At 57.9% G+C, this 16,762-nt stretch carries 14 protein-coding genes and 4 pseudogenes; 13 read left to right on the top strand and 5 right to left on the bottom strand.

The annotated features are described in order from the left end of the window. The 7 genes and pseudogenes from ACVW16_RS25805 to ACVW16_RS25835 all read left to right on the top strand — a co-directional run bounded on the left by ACVW16_RS25805 (window position 1) and on the right by ACVW16_RS25835 (window position 6,200). Window positions 1-978 carry an ABC transporter permease gene (locus ACVW16_RS25805; protein ID WP_456737678.1) on the top strand — a complete coding sequence of 326 codons (978 nt, stop codon included), beginning with the start codon at window positions 1-3 and terminating at the stop codon, window positions 976-978. Window positions 979-1,016: 38 nt separating this feature from the next. Next, window positions 1,017-1,939, top strand: a pseudogene (locus ACVW16_RS25810) (SMP-30/gluconolactonase/LRE family protein). Between the two features lie 45 nt (window positions 1,940-1,984). Then, window positions 1,985-2,734 carry an SDR family NAD(P)-dependent oxidoreductase gene (locus ACVW16_RS25815; protein WP_456701839.1) on the top strand — a complete coding sequence of 250 codons (750 nt, stop codon included), beginning with the start codon at window positions 1,985-1,987 and terminating at the stop codon, window positions 2,732-2,734. A gap of 46 nt (window positions 2,735-2,780) precedes the next feature. Further along, window positions 2,781-3,782, top strand: coding sequence for an MBL fold metallo-hydrolase (locus ACVW16_RS25820; RefSeq protein ID WP_456701840.1), 1,002 nt, complete (start codon window positions 2,781-2,783; stop codon window positions 3,780-3,782). Window positions 3,783-3,876: 94 nt separating this feature from the next. Next, window positions 3,877-5,157, top strand: a complete 1,281-nt coding sequence (locus tag ACVW16_RS25825; RefSeq protein WP_456701841.1) for a glycerate kinase type-2 family protein — start codon at window positions 3,877-3,879, stop codon at window positions 5,155-5,157. A gap of 133 nt (window positions 5,158-5,290) precedes the next feature. Beyond that, window positions 5,291-5,683 (top strand): LysR family transcriptional regulator, encoded by a 393-nt coding sequence (locus tag ACVW16_RS25830; RefSeq protein ID WP_456701842.1) that lies wholly within the window; start codon window positions 5,291-5,293, stop codon window positions 5,681-5,683. After that, window positions 5,598-6,200 carry a LysR substrate-binding domain-containing protein gene (locus tag ACVW16_RS25835; RefSeq protein WP_456705185.1) on the top strand — a complete coding sequence of 201 codons (603 nt, stop codon included), beginning with the start codon at window positions 5,598-5,600 and terminating at the stop codon, window positions 6,198-6,200. The genes ACVW16_RS25830 and ACVW16_RS25835 overlap by 86 nt, the downstream gene beginning before the upstream one ends. Before the next feature lie 17 nt (window positions 6,201-6,217). Here ACVW16_RS25835 and ACVW16_RS25840 read toward each other — a convergent pair whose 3' ends face one another. From ACVW16_RS25840 to ACVW16_RS25860, 5 genes and pseudogenes are all read right to left on the bottom strand, one after another. Next, entirely contained in the window at window positions 6,218-6,928 is a 711-nt protein-coding gene (locus tag ACVW16_RS25840; RefSeq protein WP_456701843.1) for a dihydrofolate reductase family protein, read from the bottom strand. Beyond that, a pseudogene (locus ACVW16_RS25845) lies at window positions 6,925-7,619 on the bottom strand (SDR family NAD(P)-dependent oxidoreductase). Before ACVW16_RS25845 ends, ACVW16_RS25840 begins: the two are co-directional and overlap by 4 nt. Before the next feature lie 157 nt (window positions 7,620-7,776). Then, complete coding sequence (locus ACVW16_RS25850; RefSeq protein WP_456701844.1) at window positions 7,777-8,955, bottom strand: MFS transporter; 1,179 nt, start codon at window positions 8,953-8,955, stop codon at window positions 7,777-7,779. Then, entirely contained in the window at window positions 8,886-9,179 is a 294-nt protein-coding gene (locus ACVW16_RS25855; protein ID WP_456705364.1) for a hypothetical protein, read from the bottom strand. Before ACVW16_RS25855 ends, ACVW16_RS25850 begins: the two co-directional genes overlap by 70 nt. Window positions 9,180-9,213: 34 nt before the next feature. Further along, on the bottom strand, window positions 9,214-9,624 hold the full coding sequence (locus ACVW16_RS25860; RefSeq protein WP_456701845.1) for a hypothetical protein: 411 nt from the start codon (window positions 9,622-9,624) through the stop codon (window positions 9,214-9,216). Between the two features lie 71 nt (window positions 9,625-9,695). Here ACVW16_RS25860 and ACVW16_RS25865 point away from each other — a divergent pair. The 6 genes and pseudogenes from ACVW16_RS25865 to ACVW16_RS25890 form a co-directional block, all read left to right on the top strand. Continuing rightward, window positions 9,696-10,546, top strand: a pseudogene (locus ACVW16_RS25865) (IS91 family transposase); the annotation flags it as partial. A 381-nt stretch (window positions 10,547-10,927) separates the two neighbouring features. Then, window positions 10,928-11,324, top strand: a pseudogene (locus ACVW16_RS25870) (IS66 family transposase); the annotation flags it as partial. Window positions 11,325-11,590: 266 nt separating this feature from the next. After that, window positions 11,591-12,400, top strand: coding sequence for an effector protein NopP (locus ACVW16_RS25875; protein ID WP_456701846.1), 810 nt, complete (start codon window positions 11,591-11,593; stop codon window positions 12,398-12,400). A 1,055-nt stretch (window positions 12,401-13,455) separates the two neighbouring features. After that, a complete protein-coding gene (locus ACVW16_RS25880) occupies window positions 13,456-14,430 on the top strand; it encodes a hypothetical protein (protein ID WP_456802444.1) in 975 nt (324 codons plus the stop codon). Continuing rightward, window positions 14,333-15,349, top strand: coding sequence for a methyl-accepting chemotaxis protein (locus ACVW16_RS25885; protein WP_456802445.1), 1,017 nt, complete (start codon window positions 14,333-14,335; stop codon window positions 15,347-15,349). The genes ACVW16_RS25880 and ACVW16_RS25885 overlap by 98 nt, the downstream gene beginning before the upstream one ends. Before the next feature lie 278 nt (window positions 15,350-15,627). Next, window positions 15,628-15,894 (top strand): hypothetical protein, encoded by a 267-nt coding sequence (locus ACVW16_RS25890; protein WP_456701848.1) that lies wholly within the window; start codon window positions 15,628-15,630, stop codon window positions 15,892-15,894. Window positions 15,895-16,762 lie beyond the last annotated feature (868 nt).

Genomic DNA, 16,762 nt, shown 5'->3' on the forward strand with positions numbered 1-16,762 from the left:
TTGTCGGCTCAAACTCTGGACGTGAAATCGCTCGGCTCAAGGTTCAAGCTCTCCGGGGGCGGTAGTGGCATCTTGATCGCATTGATCGTGTTGATCGCCGCGCTCGGCTTGGCGTCGCCGCGTTTCCTGAGTCTGGGAAATCTCACGGATATCACGCGCCAGGCCGTTTTCGTCGCAATCATAGCATTCGGCGCGACGCTCGTGATCGCCATGCGCGGCATAGATCTTTCGGTCGGCTCGACCCTTGCCTTCACGGGTCTAATCGCTGCGGATCTCATGAACCGCGGATTCAATCCATTCGCCAGCGTCGCGGCAAGTCTCGCCGCTGGAACGCTGATCGGAATTGTAAACGGTGTGTTGGTCGCGAAAGTCAGGATTGCCGACTTCATTGTAACCATGGCGATGATGGTCATGACGCGCGGTTTGATCATGGTCTACACTGAAGGCATTCCGCTCACGGGTTTGTCTACCCCGACCTTTCAGGTGTTCGGACAAGGCTTCGTCTGGCTTGTACCAATGCCGGTGATAATCACCATCGCGACGTTTTTGGCGATCTATTTTCTGCTCTATCAGACGCGGTTTGGGCGCTACACCCTGTCGATTGGCAGCAACCCCGAAGCCGCGCGTCTGGTCGGTATAAGGATCGATCGCATCAAGATCACCGTGTACGCCCTGACGGGATTTCTGGCGGCTCTTTCGGGTGTTCTTCTCACATCTCGCCTTGAAGCGGCGATGCCGGAGGCTGGCGAGGGATATGAACTGGACGTGATCGCAGCCGTGGTCATGGGAGGAACGAGTCTAGCCGGAGGAAAGGCGTCTCTGTTGGGTACCGCAGCCGGTGCGATCCTCATGGCCGTGGTACGCAACGGCCTCAATATTCTGAACGTCAACACCTTCTGGCATCAGGTCGTGATCGGCGCGATCATCCTGATGGCTGTGTGTGCCGACAAGTTTGGCGGGCGGTTGAAAGAAGGCTAGGGCGAGGAGAATCTGCTGTGGGTTTTGCTCTCGGCCCGATTGAAAATAGCTCGCGGTATCCGGTCGCCGGCGTTGAGGTGCTGGATAGGCGATTTACCTACAAAATAGGCAATGCGCCGATTGAGCGCCTTGCAACCGGCTTCGGCTGGGTAGAAGGTCCGGTCTATTTCGGCGACAGCGGCTGTCTTCTATTCAGCGATATCCCGAACAATCGCATCTACCGATGGCTCGAGTCCGATGGACATTTAGGAATATACCGAAGTCCCTCAAACTACGCCAATGGCCATACCCGCGACGGGGCTGGACGCCTCGTGAGCTGCGAGCATCTCAGGCGCGTCACCAGAACGGAGTTGGACGGCAACATAACGGTACTCGCGGATCGTTATGAGGGAAAACGTCTTAGCTCCCCCAACGACGTCATCGTGACGTCGGATGGCGCCGTCTGGTTCACCGACCCGGGATACGGAATTGATAGCGACTATGAAGGCATCAAGCAGGAAGCCGAGCTCCCTCGAGCGGTCTATAGACTCGATCCGAGCGGCTCACTACGGTGGTCGCTGACGACTTCGTCAGGCCGAACGGCCTGGCGATGTCGCCTGACGAGTCTCGGCTCTACGTGGTCGACAGCGGCATCACCGACGGCGGCCCCTCCCATATTCGCCAGTTCGATGTAGTTGATGGACGCTTGAAGAACGGGTCCGTGTTTGCAGACGAGTTTGCTCCTGGTTTCACTGATGGACTTCGCGTCGACGTTCACGGAAACATCTGGTGCAGTATGGGATGGGCCGATCCTGTCGAGGACGGGGTTCGCTGCTATTCTGCGGAAGGCGCGCTGATCGGGAAAGTACATCTTCCTGAGACCTGTGCGAACATCTGCTTCGGCGGCCGCCACAAGAATAGATTGTTCATGGCGGCAAGCACTTCAATCTATGCCGTGTGCCTGAACACGACAGGGATTTGACCGGGCTCGACGTGCAACAGGCGTCCTGAATAGGGGGATACGAATATGCTCGAAGGCAAGATTGCCATAGTTACCGGAGCGGCCAAGGGAATGGGGGAAGTTCACGCTCGCGAATTTGCGAAGCAACATGCGGCAGTCGTGCTAACCGACGTTGACAGGGACAACGGTGCCCGGGTCGCCAGCGAGATATCGTCATCGGGAGGCAAAGCCATCTTCGTCGCCCATGATGTAGTTGATGAAGGGTCATGGATCAATGTCATCAAGGAGGCACAGCGCGCTTTCGGATGCGTCAATGTCCTCGTCAACAATGCCGGGATACTGATTCGGAAGACGATCGAGAGTCTCTCTCTCGTTGACTTCAAGAGACTGTACGACGTGAACGTCGCCGGGACGTTTCTCGGATGCAAGTTGATCGTTCCCAGTATGAGGCAGGCCGGTGGCGGCTCGATTGTCAACGTTTCCTCGGTGTCAGGTATCGTGGCGAATATGCCCGGCATGAGCGGCTACTGCGCCACGAAAGGCGCGATCCGCATGTTGACCAAGGCTGCTGCTGTCGACCTATGGCAGTATCGGATCAGAGTAAACTCAATTCATCCGGGGACAATCAGGACCCCGCTCAATGAAGATTACTTCTCAGATCCGGATCAGACACGGCTCATTCTGGGAAGCACGGTTATGGCAAGACCCGGAGAATGCTCTGAAGTCGCGGCAGCACTCACTTTTTTGGCCTCCGACGGATCCAGCTATATGACCGGGTCTGAACTGGTGGTCGACGGCGGTATGATCGCGGTTTAGTGCGCATAATTTCAAGACGCAAATATCATTCTGTGGGAGCGACAAAATGGAATCGAGGTCTAACCACTCGCGAGTCAGTCGCCGTGATCTGGTCAAGGGAGCTGCGGGCGGGCTCGGCGGAGCGATACTAACAGGACCGGCCGCTACGCCCGGCGAGGCGAAGGTAATCAAGTTTGATAAGCAGGCACCGTCCTACTATCGCTTCGCACTCGGTGAAGCGCAGGTTACCGTCCTGTCCGATGGCCCACTTCCACTTGGCGATCCGCGTGAAAGTTTTCTAGGGGTGCCAAAGGAAGAGGTCGTGCAGATGCTGGAGAAGAGTTTCCTCCCGATCGACGACGTCGTTCTCGAGCAAAATGCCCCGGTCGTCAATCTCGGCAACAAACTTGTGCTTTTCGACACGGGTATGGGGTCGCTCAAGCAGTTCGGTCCTACTACCGGTCGTTTGAGAAGTAGCTTTGCAGCGGCCGGGATCGCCCTCGAGGATATTGATGCCGTCGTGTGCTCTCACGCTCATTGGGATCACGTCGGTGGTATTTGGAGCGATGATGACAAACCAACATTTCCGAACGCTCAGATCTATATCAGCCAGGCTGACTACGAGTTCTGGACCGACAAGAGCAAGCTTGGCACTGACGTCGATGGTTTGGTGAAGGCCGCAATCCGCAATCTGCCGCCGGTGCGCGACCGGATCGTGTTCTTTAAGGATGGAGAGCAGTTCCTGCCAGGGATACACGCAATTGCCGCGCCCGGTCACACTGTGGGGCATCACTGCTTCATGATTGAGTCGGCGGGAAAATCGTTCTGCTATGGCGGAGACCTGACGCACCACCCTGTGCTCTTGTTCGAAAAGCCGAAGATGGAGTTTGCCTTCGACACTGATCCAAAGTTGTCGGCACAATCACGCGTCAGAGTCTTGGATATGTTGGCCGCAAACAAGACGCCGTTTATGTCTTATCATTTCCCCTGGCCTGGGGTTGGTCATGTAGGAAGGGACGGCGATGGTTTCAGGTACTATCCAGAGCCGATGCACATGTCGTCTCTATAGGGCCGGCATTATCCTTGTACCTGCGAGGGCGAACTGCGTCGTTCACGACGATTACCGTGGGCTCGCTTCGAAGAAGAATTGAGCATTTTTTGAGATGACCGACCGGCGTGTGCTTCTGCGTGCCATGTTCGATGCAGCCGTTGCTGCCGCGGATCCCCGTGTTGTGCTCGCTCCCCATCTCCCGCGGGAGCCAAAAGGTCGCGTAATCTGTCTCGCAGCCGGCAAGGGTGCGGCGGCTATGGCGGCAGCCACCGAGCGGCACTATCTCGATGATTTGCACCTTGATCCGAATCGACTGATAGGCATCGCCAGCACACGGCATGGCCATGCAGTGCCTACGCGTCGTATTAGTGTCGTCGAGGTCGGTCACCCAATACCCGACGAAGCAGGTTTGGCGAGCGCCCAGAAAGCGTTTCAGTTGGCAAGCAGCGCGCTGCCAGAAGATCTCTTACTCGTTCTATTGTCAGGTGGTGGTTCGGCGAATTGGGTTGCACCCGCAGATGGCGTCACCTTCGACCAGAAGCAGCAACTAACGAGGGCTCTATTGCGCTCCGGCGCTCCTATCGATGAAATAAATGTCATTCGGAGGCACTTGTCCCGTATCAAAGGTGGGCGCCTCGGTCGGGCAGGGAAGCTGGCCGAGATCGTCACACCAGCAATCTCTGACGTCCCACACGATGATCCTTCTGCCATCGCATCCGGGCCGACTGTGCCGGATCTGACAACCCTCGCGGATGCACGTGCAATCGTCTACAAGTACGATTTGCAGGTAGGCGATAAAATTCTGCGCGCGTTGCGGGATCCGAGAAACGAGAGTTGCAAGCCTGACGATCCATGCTTCGACCGTGCGCGCTTTAAATTGATTGCAAGGCCCAGGGCGTCGCTCGACGCCGCGATCGTCCATGCCAAAAAAGCCGGTTACGAAATCATGGATCTAGGTGCCGATGTCGAAGGCGAAGCGCGCGAAGTGGCCGCCATACACGCGAATCTCGCGCTGGACATGCGCCGAAACGGACGGCGGGTCGCTATACTGTCTGGCGGTGAGCTCACTGTTACAGTGCGCGGAAATGGGCGAGGAGGTCCCAATCAGGAGTATGCGCTCTCGCTAACCGACTCACTCAAGAATGTCACGGGGATTGCGGCGATTGCTGCAGATACGGACGGTGCCGATGGCGGCGGAGGTGCGGCGTCCGACCCAGCCGGGGCTATCGTGGATGAGCGAACGTTCAGCAGGATGAAATCACTTGGGCTCGACATTCAGCACTTTCTCGATGAAAATAACGCCAGCGCATTCTTTGCGGCAACCGGCGACTTACTGGAGACAGGTCCAACGCTGACCAATGTGAACGACATCAGAGTCATTTTGGTCGACTAGCACCTGCTTATCTCCGAGCTTGGCGCACAATTCAGGAAAAATGCGGTTGTGAACCTCGTATTTGTGTTGCCGATGCGTGAGGTCAGCCCCCGCAGTTTATGTGGGCCTTCAGAACGAGGACCATAGATAGTGCATGGCTCGCCTTACACTCACCCGTTCCGACCTTGGGGACTTGAACCTGTTCAGAACGATCGCGCGCGCCGGCGGCTTCCGTCGTGCCGCTCTCGAACTCGATGTCTCAGGATCGGCACTCAGCCATGCGATGCGCGGACTTGAGACGAGGCTTGGTGTTCGTCTGGCCAACCGCACGAATCGAAGCGTCACGCTGACGGAAGCGGGCCAGAAGCTATTGGCGAGCCTGGAGACGGGGCTTCGAGGCTATCGAGAGCGGGATCGAGAGCCTCAACCTTCATCGGGGTACACCGTCAGGTCGTCTGCGGATCAATGTCCTCACCGACGCAGCTCGGCTTGCTTTCGGCCCGAACCTCGCAAGATTCATGTTGGATTACCCGGAGGTGAAGCTTGAGATAGTCGTTCAGGACGAGTTCATCGATATCGTTGGCGGCAGCTTTGATGCCGGCATTCGCGTCGGCGGGTCCGTTCCTGAGGATATGATTGCTGTACCGGTCGGCGCAGATCTTCGCTGGATCATGGTCGCTTCGCCAGATTATCTGGCGCAGGGGCCGCAATTGAAGACTCCGTCGGACCTGTCTTTCCACCGATGTGTTGGTCAGCGCACTGGTACAGGAGCGATCTACCACTGGGAGCTCGAGAAAGGCTCTGACTGCGGACAGGTTTCAGTGGAGTGGGCGATCGTCGTCAACGAGACGGCGCTCGCGATCGAAATCGCAGAGACCGGTACCGGCATAGCCTATTGCATCGAACGGCGCGTCCAGGATCAGCTCAAATCCGGGGTGCTGAAGGAAGTGCTGCCGAAGTGGAGTTCGTTTGGGCCCGCCTTTCATATCTACTACAGTAGCCGCAGGCAGGTGCCGATCGCGCTCCGCGCCCTGATTTCCTTCTTGAAGAACGAGGTGCGGTGACTTCACGCGCGTCACGGTCATTGACTTTTCCGAGGGTACTCCATCTTGTACCGAAGATGCATCACGCCGGTCTGACGCATTTCCGACGAAATCGTCGACAATCGAAGCCGGCCGGCAAATCCGTCTGGCCGCGCCCCGAATATGGTTTGACAACCGGTCCGACCACAAATTGCTGGGAAGAGGAGCAAGCTGATCTCGTCGACGAGGCCTGCCTCAAGGAATTCTGCGTTCCTGTGTGCGCCCCCCTCAAGTATCAGCCGCTCGATCCCGAACTTTGCGTTGAGTATCTCAAGCCCCTGGAAGAGATCGATCTTCTCGCCGTGGGCGATAATATAGGAAATGCTGTCCGAGGCCAGGTCGACCAGATGTGCGTCCGGAACGTTCCGCCCCAGCAGAACAATCGTCGCCGCCCCATAGGTCGTCGGTCCGGTCCAGTGAAGCTTGCCGTGGGGGTCGATCAGCACGACATATTCCTCAGCACCGCTGCGCGCCACACGAACCGGACGCTCGACGGCGGGCGTATCAATCGGCGCGTGCGGCCCGCCGTCAGCGAATTTGGCTCCGACCGCTCGTCCCACGATCCAGGCGTCTGCGCTCAACTGTTCGTGCACACGGTCATATTCCGCGATCAGCGCGTCGTTGGGCTGTCCGGTGGACGGGGCCCACTGCTCGACAAGAAGTTGACCGTCAAGCGGGCCCATCATCTGGCAGATCACATAGGGCTTCATGCGCCCGTCTCCTTTGCTACAAAATCGTCGAAGCGTTCCTTCCAGGCGGGATGCCAGCGCGACAGGGCGGGACGGTTCTCCGTCATGTCCGTGGCGCCCCATAGAATCCGCGCGGCGTCGAGCTCTGGTGTGACGGCACCGTCCGGACAGATGACATAGAAGTCACCTGACTCAACTCGAGGGATCATTAAGTCGATCACCTGGTCGGCCGTCCACGTGCCGGCTGGCTGCTTCCCGTCGGGCGCGTGAGTCATTCCGGTGTAGGTCCATCCAGGAACAAGCAAATGGGCCGTCACGGCGTCGCTCTCTCCCCGCAGTCCGTGAGCCAGTTGCTCGGTCAAGGTCTTCACGCCGGACTTGGCAACATTGTAAGCGGGAAAGCCCGGCGGATTGGTGATGCCCTGTTTGGAGCCCGTGTTGATGATCGCGCCGCGCGATTGCTGAGCCAGCATTGCTTCGGTGCGTGCACGCCATTCACGACGCCCCAGAGGTTGACCTCGATGATCCGACGCCAATCGCTCAACCCGGTCCAGTTACCGTCCTCCCGACCAATGGCGGCATTATTCATCAGCACCGAGACCTCGCCGAAGGCGCCGATGGCTAGGTCGCGCAAGCGCTCCAAATCATCGAAGCGAGTTACGGTCCCAGCTAGGTGCCGGACCTCGGCATGAAGGCCGCTCGCGACGCGCACCAACTCAACCTCGTCCTGATCGAACAGGACAGGACCTGTCGCATACCGAGGGTAGCAAAGCGTTCCGCCGCCGCACGCCCGATGCCGCTGGCTGCGCCGGTAATGACGGCGACATTGCCTGCGGCAAACAATGCGGGTCGTCCATCTCTTTCGTGCATCAGTGGTTCCTCGTTTTGAGTATGAAGAAGTGCTGCTCCTGGGCCGCCCTGCATCCCGGCGATTGGAAACCCAACGCGCCGGGTGAGACTTGAGTGACGATTGGCGCCGCAAAGTGTTTCTGACCACGCCGCAGATCGCCCAGAGCCTCGACGTTGATATCGGGTTCTTCTACCAGAGCGCACCTGGCACAGATACCAGCAGAGGCCAGGCGGCTCGTCGTGCCCGCTGGGAGCCGTGCAAGCAGTGCAGATATGACCATTACAATAAGTCCCGCGCCTGCGAGCGCCGAGCCAACGAGACCGGTCGAGGGCCATCCGCAACCGGCGCTGATGGCCATTCCTCCAATCCAGGCTCCGATAGCGTTGGAGAGATTGAATGCCGAATGATTCATGGCCGCCGCCAGCGATTGAGCATGTCGCGCGACGTCCATCAGACGCGCTTGAAGAGCAGGCACCAGGGCGAACCCGATGCCGATCATGAGGAGCGTGAGGCCAGCGGCAACGGGGCCTTGCTTCACCGCCGCGGCGAAGGCAGCAAGGAAGACCACATTCCATATGATGATCCCGAAAATTGATGGGATCAACGCGCGATCAGCAAGCCATGCTCCGGCGACGTTGCCGGCGATCATACCTAGCCCCCAGAGCGCCAGGAAAACCGGAACATGCGCGGCGGTGACACCCACAACCTGGGTCAGCGTTGGAGTGATGTAGCTGTAGACCGCGAACATCCCGCCGAAGCCGATCGTGGCCACCCCGAGTGTCAGCCAGATCTGCACGTTGGAGAAAGCGGAAAGCTCCCGCCGCAGGCTGGCCTGCTTGTCGGCAGCGACCATGCGGATGAATATGCGGATCAGGCCAATTAGTGCCAGCCCTCCGACGGCCACCAGCGCAAACGCTGAGCGCCAGCCGAAAACTTGGCCTAGCCACGTGGCCACCGGCACGCCGACGACATTTGCGGCGGCGAGACCGAGCATAACGCGGCCGATTGCCTGGGCCCGGTTTGACGGCGGGACCATGGCCGCTGCCACGATGGAAGCCGTACCATAATAAGCGCCATGCGGGAGACCGGCGAGGAATCTAGCCGCAGTGAGCCCGAGGACTCCTGGCGCTAGTGCCGACGCGGCATTGCCGAGCAGGACAATCGAAGCAAGCACCACCAACAGCGGCCGCCGCTCCATTCGAGCGTGAGCACGGCGAGTAATGGAGAGCCGACGACCACGCCAAGCGCATAGGCGCTGATGAGATTACCCGCCTTGGGTATTGAAACGTCGATGGACTCGGCCATGCCGGGCAACAAGCCCATGGCGGCGAATTCGCCGGTGCCTATGAATAATTCTCCCAGGGCAAGGACGACCTGTGCAGCAGCGAGCCCGTGCGGAGCCGTGATTGCGTTATGTTTCATAGCCGAAGCAATTCTCTTGTCTGTGCGATGGCAGTTAGACCGCCCATGAAGCGAAGATGTCCGACCGCATATGCAGCCGCTTAGTTTCGACCGCGATACCAAACGCCCTGAGACGCACGCTTGGCTGTCGACCCACAATGAGGCTTATCCAGCCGTCCAGCATGGCGTTGGCGAGGCGATTGTGTCGACGCGCACGTCGCTCGCGTACAAACTCGCGTGTGAGCTCGAGTGTGTCGTCTGATGCATCTGCGGCAAGCTCGGTGATAACGATAGGCTCAACCAGAAGCCAGAGCTGTTCAAGACGGTAATCGACGCGCAGGCCGCAAGCTTCGCTCCAGACGACGTCAGTCTTGGGTACAATGCCTGATACGACATCGACGGGCTTGGCGGTCGCGGTGTTGAAAATCGACGGCCTTACCTCGCCGAGTACCGGTCGCAGACGCACGCGGTTGCTCCGACGTTCCAGGGTTAAGCTGGGCCGGCCTGCAATTGCGCGGAATAGTGCGTCGCGGACTTATTCTGTTCCGCACAGCTGCAGAGACCTTGCGGACCATCGCTGCCGACCCCAAGCACCTCGGTGCCGAGATCGGGTTCTTTTCCGTCCTTCATACTTGGGGGGCAGAACCTCCCTTCACCATCCCCACCTCCATCGCGTCGTTCCTGGAGGAGGACTGTCTCCAGATGGCAGCCGCTGGATCGCGTGCCGGCCGGGCTTCTTTCTTCCCGTGGCCGTGCTTTCTCGCCTGTTCCGGCGGCTATTTCTCAACGCCCTGCAAAAATCGTTTGATACTGGCGAGCTACAATTCTTCTCGTCGCTGGAAGCGTTGCGTGATCCGGCTGCGCTTCGGCGTTATCTGAACGAGGTCCGCAGAATCAATTGGGTTGTCTACGCCAAGCCGCCATTTGGTAGCGCCGAACAGGTTGTGCACTATGTCGGCCGCTACACGCATCGGGTGGCGATCAGCAACAGCCGTATCGTCGATATCGAAGTCGGCAAAGTGCGCTTTCGATACAAGGATTACCGCCGCGGAAGCCAGCAGAAAGTAATGACGCTGGACGCCGGGGAGTTCATCCGGCGTTTCCTCATCCATATCCTGCCCGAAGGCTTCAAACGCATTCGCTACTATGGTTTTCTGGGTAACCGCTACCGCAAGCAAAAGCTCGCTCGCTGCCGTGAACTGCTCGGAATGATATCCGCCGATGCTCATTCGAACCCGGAAGAGCCATCCGATTGCCCCGCGAAGGCTGAGCACTGCAATGCCGCTTCCTTGCGTCAATGTCCATCCTGTCATCAAGGCCATATGGTGTGCGTCGAGGTCTTGCAGCCAGGTTCGTTCAGCGCCACTCGTTCACCGGACATTTGTTGATGCGAGACCTCAATCAACCAAGAACCGCCACCTTATTGCGCAATTCTTCCGGCCGCCGTGGCAGCCGATAGATGCCCTGTTGTCGTTCTTCCGACGTCAACCCTCCGGCGTTTCGCATTTTTCGGCTACTTCGCTTCCCAGATGTCCCTTCCACCCAGTACTTTCGGGTAATGTCCCTTTGGACTTGTCTCCAGTCCAGGTCACGACGTCCACAAATAACGGCGCAGTGATTCAACACCCATAGCTGCAGCGGCGTGCCCGCGGCTTCGTCCAACACGTTTTTAGATTACCGGCGCCGCTCGCGAGTGCTCGTGTTGGGTACCGAACCGCGCGCCGCCAATCTAAAAACGCTCTCTACTATGTCGAGATTTACATAAGCTCGACGACCGGCCGCTGAACGGGTTCCCGCCGCGGCCAGCTGTGATTACGCCTCAAGCGACCGGCGAAGCGAGCGTCCCCAAATCCATCTGGTGGTCTTCGCCGGCATCCTGCAAGCCGATTCCGACAAAGCCGCTGTTCGACCCACCCAAGAACACACTGCCCATTACGTCGGCGTGTTGCGCTATGCCATGCCCGGAGAGGCTTTTTCGACTCGAGCGCGACATTAACGGCTGTGAGGCTAAGCATCGGCGCGCCCTCCGCCAGGAACAGAGCAGCCGCTTCTCGACGACATGCACGCCTGACCGCTGCTCGAGCGGAAACCCTCTCGCGCTCGTCCGAGGTGCTCAAGCCTATCAATTATATGCTCAGGCGCCGGGACGGCTTCGCTCGCTTCCTCCATGAGATCGCCCAGCCGATTCCTGATGGCGCGTTCATCGTGGGAACGGAGCTTCGCTCACGCTGATCTCAAGTTCGGCCGAGTTATGAAGACGCTCCGGCGAGCGCGGCGCCGAACTGCGCGCTCTCGCGGCTCGCTCTACCGTTTCGGAGAATTTTGCTTCCGTTTATTTGTCGGGGTCAGCTTACGGACAGCTAAGCTGCTTATCGGCGGAGCCAGGTCTAATGACCTGAACACAATGCAACAGCCATAGGAGTGTGGTCGTCATGGACGGTCGAATTAACAGTTGGTCCGATGTTCCATCCGCTGATGAGTATCATTATGCGAGCTCCCCGGAGCACGGGAATGCTGACTATTTCGCGGACGCGTTCGGTAGAATGGGATTGCAGGATTCGGGTGCCAGCTCATCCTCGCAGCCGAGTTATCACCTGACTTCAAGATCTCCCGTTGTCGAGATCGACCAAGCCGAATTCCGGGAACGGGTGAGGAGCTTTCATGGTGACGAGATCAATCATATCGCCAACAATCCGCAGGAATACTCGGAATTTATATCCGAAAGAGCTAGGCGGACCGCGCACGTTGCTAGCAATTACGGGATCCGAAAGGATTCTGATGCCGCGCGATATTACAGCTACCAATTAGGAAATAGGAGCGTCGGTCTCCAAAGAACGGAAGCCGGGTTTCCTATGGCGACTGAGTTCACCACCGACCGGTGGCAACATCAGTTCCCCGGACGAACTCACGTCACATCAATCGTGGATTTTCAGGTTGCTCATCCGCTCGTTGGAAACGCTGGCGATATTCTGCTCGAGCACCAACTACAGCAAGACGGCGAGCGGCCGCTTGTGAACTGGCGTCCTGCCAGTGACGAAGCGAGAGCCCGTGCAGAACAAATGGGCTTCGTTGATGTAGATCACAATGATATGGTACTTGATCCCACCCAGTCCAGACAGTGGAGATATAGGGATGGTGAATGGCAGCGTGCAACCAATTCGCCGATGTATCTCTCCAAAGTCAAAACGGCGAGCGACGATGAACCTTCACCAGAGTCCGACTCGGATGGAGACTTTATGTGAGGTGAAATCTCCACCAATTCATTGAAGTGGAGCAGGAGCGGAGACCAGCCAATACCTGCGGCTTACGATAGAGCCTTGCAGCTCAATCCGTGAGGTGCACTGTACTGACCGTACCACGGCAGTTTACGAGAGTTGGTGCCTATAATAGCACAAGAGAAAACCCCGGCTTCCAACCGGGGTTTTCGACTGTGGCCCGGGCGGGAGGAGCGGATTGCCTATGGCAGGCGCGAGCGTCATTGTGTCCTCGGCGTCAGAATTGCTTTGGTCTTTCCGGGTTCGCTGGGTGAGCAAGGCTTTGTTAGCCCTTTTTCGCAGTGTTCGAGCTAAATCTTCGAGCAACGAGACCATCCACCCGGTTCGCCGACAGCGGACGCATGGCAAGATCCAGTTATAGCCGAGATTGAGGTTGAAATCGGTGGTGGCGAGCCGGGAATTTAAAAAGCATCCCCGCATCCGAGAAGCCAACCCTGAACAGCTCAAGGTTTCGGCATATTGGCGGCTCCGATGCTAAATTCTCGCGCCGTCACGCGTTGATTGATCTCCTGACTTTTCCAGGTGGGTCGAATGCGAGATCCACTCAGCTAACGACCAGCGCATCCAGTCAAGTGCCGATCGAGCCAGCCCCTCCGGCAGAAGACGATCCGCCTTTATTCGATCCATCCGTGGGGCGTCGAAGTCGCAAGACGAAATGGCGGAGTCTTCGAAATATTTTTGGATGGCGCCTCGCAGCACGGTTCTCTCCGCGCAAGTTTTATCGCCATTCTGCGCGTGAATCCTGCGGGCATGAGTGGCAGACCGCAGAATTTGTGCGTCGGATTATTACTGCTATGTTGCCAAATGCGTGCCATCCCTGGCCATTCGCGCATGTATGATTCATATGACAATCGAGTTCAATCTTATGTAACCAATCAAAAGTAGGGGTTTGGCGGAACGTTATTGCATTTATTGGACATCTGATGCCCGCTCTTAGAACCGTCAAACGGCTCCCATCAATAATTCTTCGTCAGCTTCGACCGAGTCTGCGCACCCAGATTGGGTTTTTGGGAATCGTGAGCGTGCTTGTGACTGGCGCGACTTGCGTTACCGGAATCAGTTATCTCGCGAAGGCGCAGAGTGATGTAAGCCAGAGCACCAATCTCCGCGCTCACCTAACGTCCCTTTCCGAGGCCTTTCTTGAGTCCCAGCAGCTAGCGTTGGAGTTTTTGCGCAAGCACGACGAAGCCGTGATCGTTCGACAAGCCGAGAGCGTCAATAACGCACTGGCGGACCTTGGCCAAATCGAGGAGCGGGCCGATTCCTTGCCCGAGGGCGATCCCTTGAGAGACGTGAAGTTCCTTCGCGCTGGAATCAACCTTTATGCGACTCGTTTTAATAACATCGTGTCCGCGCAGCGGGTGCTCGGGCTTACGGAAAATGACGGCCTCCAGGGTAAGCTCCGCGAAGCGGTACATCAGGCTGAAGCGCGGCTCGCACATTTCAATAAGCCGCACCTGACCGTATTAATGTTGATGATGCGACGGCACGAGAAGGATTTCATGCTGCGTCATGAAGAGAAGTATGGTGATGAACTGGAAAGGCGCGTCGTCGAATTCGAGGCCGCGCTTGCTGCTTCAGATCTTGCCCCGGAATCCAAGACTGAGTTGAGGACTCTGATTGCTTCTTATCGATCGAGCTTTCTTTCGTTTCTTGTATCGCAGCAAGCGCTGGACGACCAAGTTGACGATCTCCTCCAAATCTACAGCCGGAATCGTCCCCTTCTTTTGAAGGCAATAGCAGCCGCGGAGGCGCGCGCTGTCTCTGCTGAAGAGCGTGCCGTTCGCCTCAGAGAGACTTTTGGGTTGGGCAATCGGGCTTGCAACGCTCGGGATTGGCTTCATTGCGGTGCTTGTTGGCCAGAAACTGGCGAGACTTATAAGCCACATGAGCGCGGCAATGCGTCAAATTGCGGCCGGGCAGTTCGATGTCACGCTGCCGGGGCTTGGCCGTTCAGACGAGATCGGGGACATGGCTCAGGCCATGGAAGCGTTTAAGCTGCGATCGAGGGAAAAACTGCAAGAGGAACTTGCAGCGAGTCAAGAACAGGATCGCGCGCTCGCGGAGCGCCGCAAAGCAGAGCTTGGGGAACTGGCAGTCAGATTTGAAAGTGCCGTCAGCAGCGTCATTAATACGATGTCGTCCGCATCGACCGAATTGGAAGCTTCCGCTCGGGAGCTGACGGAGACGGCACAGCTTACTCGGGAGATCTCTGATAACGTTGCGTCCGTATCGGAGGAGGCATCAGCCAATGTTCGGCTGGTTGCTGCGGCAACGGAAGAGATGATGGCGTCCGCTTCCGAGATCGGCCGCCAGGTCGCGCGATCGACAGAGATCGCCCATGGAGCCGTGCGAGAGGCTGAGGAAACAGACCGGCGGATGAGCCAGCTATCGGCAGCTGCAACAAAAGCCGGTGGGGTGGTTGACCTAATTGCAGCGATCGCCAGGCAAACCAACCTCTTAGCGCTCAATGCAGCGATCGAGGCCGCTCGTGCCGGCGGCGCCGGCCGCGGCTTTGCCGTTGTGGCGCTTGAGGTGAAGTCGTTAGCAACTCAGACGGCGAACGCGACAGCTGAAATTGGACAGCAGATTTCTGATATTCAGGCGGCGACGCTGGAATCGGTCGGCGCCATCACCAGCATTGGAAACAGCATTGGCAGAATCTCACAAATTGCATCAGCGGTTGCCTTGGCGATGGACCAGCAGGGCGCAGTCACGAAAGATATTGCTCGGAATATTCAGCATGCCGCCGCGATGTCGACGACTGTCGCAGGCAACATCAGGCAGGTCGCGCAGAAAGCGTTCATGACAGGTGCATCATCGTCGCAGGTGCTGACATCTGCAAATGTGCTTGCCCGAACCAGCCATCATCTAAAAATCGAGGCCGATGACTTTCTCACCGGGATCCGATCATGATCCTTAGGCAGAGATGTTATGCAAGGCGCGGCGAAGGCGCTCTAACGGCACGTGGCGCTTGCCGGCTCCTGTAACAGGCATTCTCCAGACAGGGCGATACTTGCATGCCCTGACCGGGTAAAGTCGGCTTACCGCTAACGAATGTTGCAGCTCTGCGCCAAGCGAAACACGCGACCGCGCCATCCGAGCAAGGTTCTTGAATTGTCTCCTTATCCTCTCCGTTGCATCCACACAGCTGCGCCGAAGTAAATCGCGCGATAGTCGCGGAGCGTCCAGCCATGATTGCGCCGCCAATGGAGGCTGGCCTTGGCATACCGCCCGACACTGCCGACAAGGCCCTGGCGGCCGAAGGCACCCCAGCGCGCAGGAAAGAAGGCAAGCGCAGGCAGGCCGGAAGTGCAGCGAGTTCCGTAGCCGGGCAGTCCGCTATGCCCGACGCCGACACGGCGCGAGCCGCTAAGGTTACTGTGCTGTCGGATCTGGACACGAAGAAACTCGCGAGGCTCGGAGGAGGCGCATGCCAGGACGATATCGTCGGCAATTGAAGGAGACACTGACGCGCCAACCTCTTGGAATTCGATCCGGGCAGTGAGAGCCATTTCGCAACGCGCCATACGAAGCCCGAAGATGCCGACCACGTCGTGGACACCGTGGTCGCGCGGCTGCAGAACGAATCTACGGCGATTGAGGCCTGTGTAGCCTGTCTCAACGAACCTCGCCGACCCCGCCTACTCATGGCTATGCAAGTGCCCGAAGTGCACGACAAAAATCTCCGCCTCAAGGCGGTGTTCTCGGACGTTCAGGGCAGGCACATGCGTTGAAGGCACGAAAGGCTCGATCGCGGTCGATTGCATGAAGACCTACGCGTTCCGCTCACAGAAGTACCTCGAAGGGTTGTAGGAGGCGAGGAGTTCGCTCCCTTGGAGCCACCGCGCACGTTGAAGGGTGAGCCAGGAAAGCTGCTCGAGATCAAGCTTCAGCCGGCACCGCTGGGCAATTGGTGCGTACCAAATCCGATGTGGATGGCTTGAATGATTATCTCGAGCTTAAGTACTTGTGTCTCCGCATCTAAAGAGGCTCGGCGCTTTGTACTGCTGCCGATCTGGTGAAATTCTGGAAGGCGCTCAGGCCGTACGCCGTACAGATAAACAGATCAGTCATAGCGGGCCGAGCGAAGATGCTGCCCAAAACGCTGAAGTGGCTGATTAGCAAATCCGTTCGCTGCGCGCTCGGCCATCACAACCGAGCGATCCGCTTTGCGGATCGTCACTGATGACTCGGCAGTGTGCCCGGTGCGCGGTGGAGCTGCCCACAGATCACCACGTTCGCCGGCGTGGCCGGATAGGTAAGCGCGCAAGATCTGAGCCCACGACGTCCTGTCCGATGAACCACGCTGTGTGCGGATGCTGACAA

The sequence above is a fragment of the Bradyrhizobium sp. USDA 4474 genome (assembly GCF_054057515.1).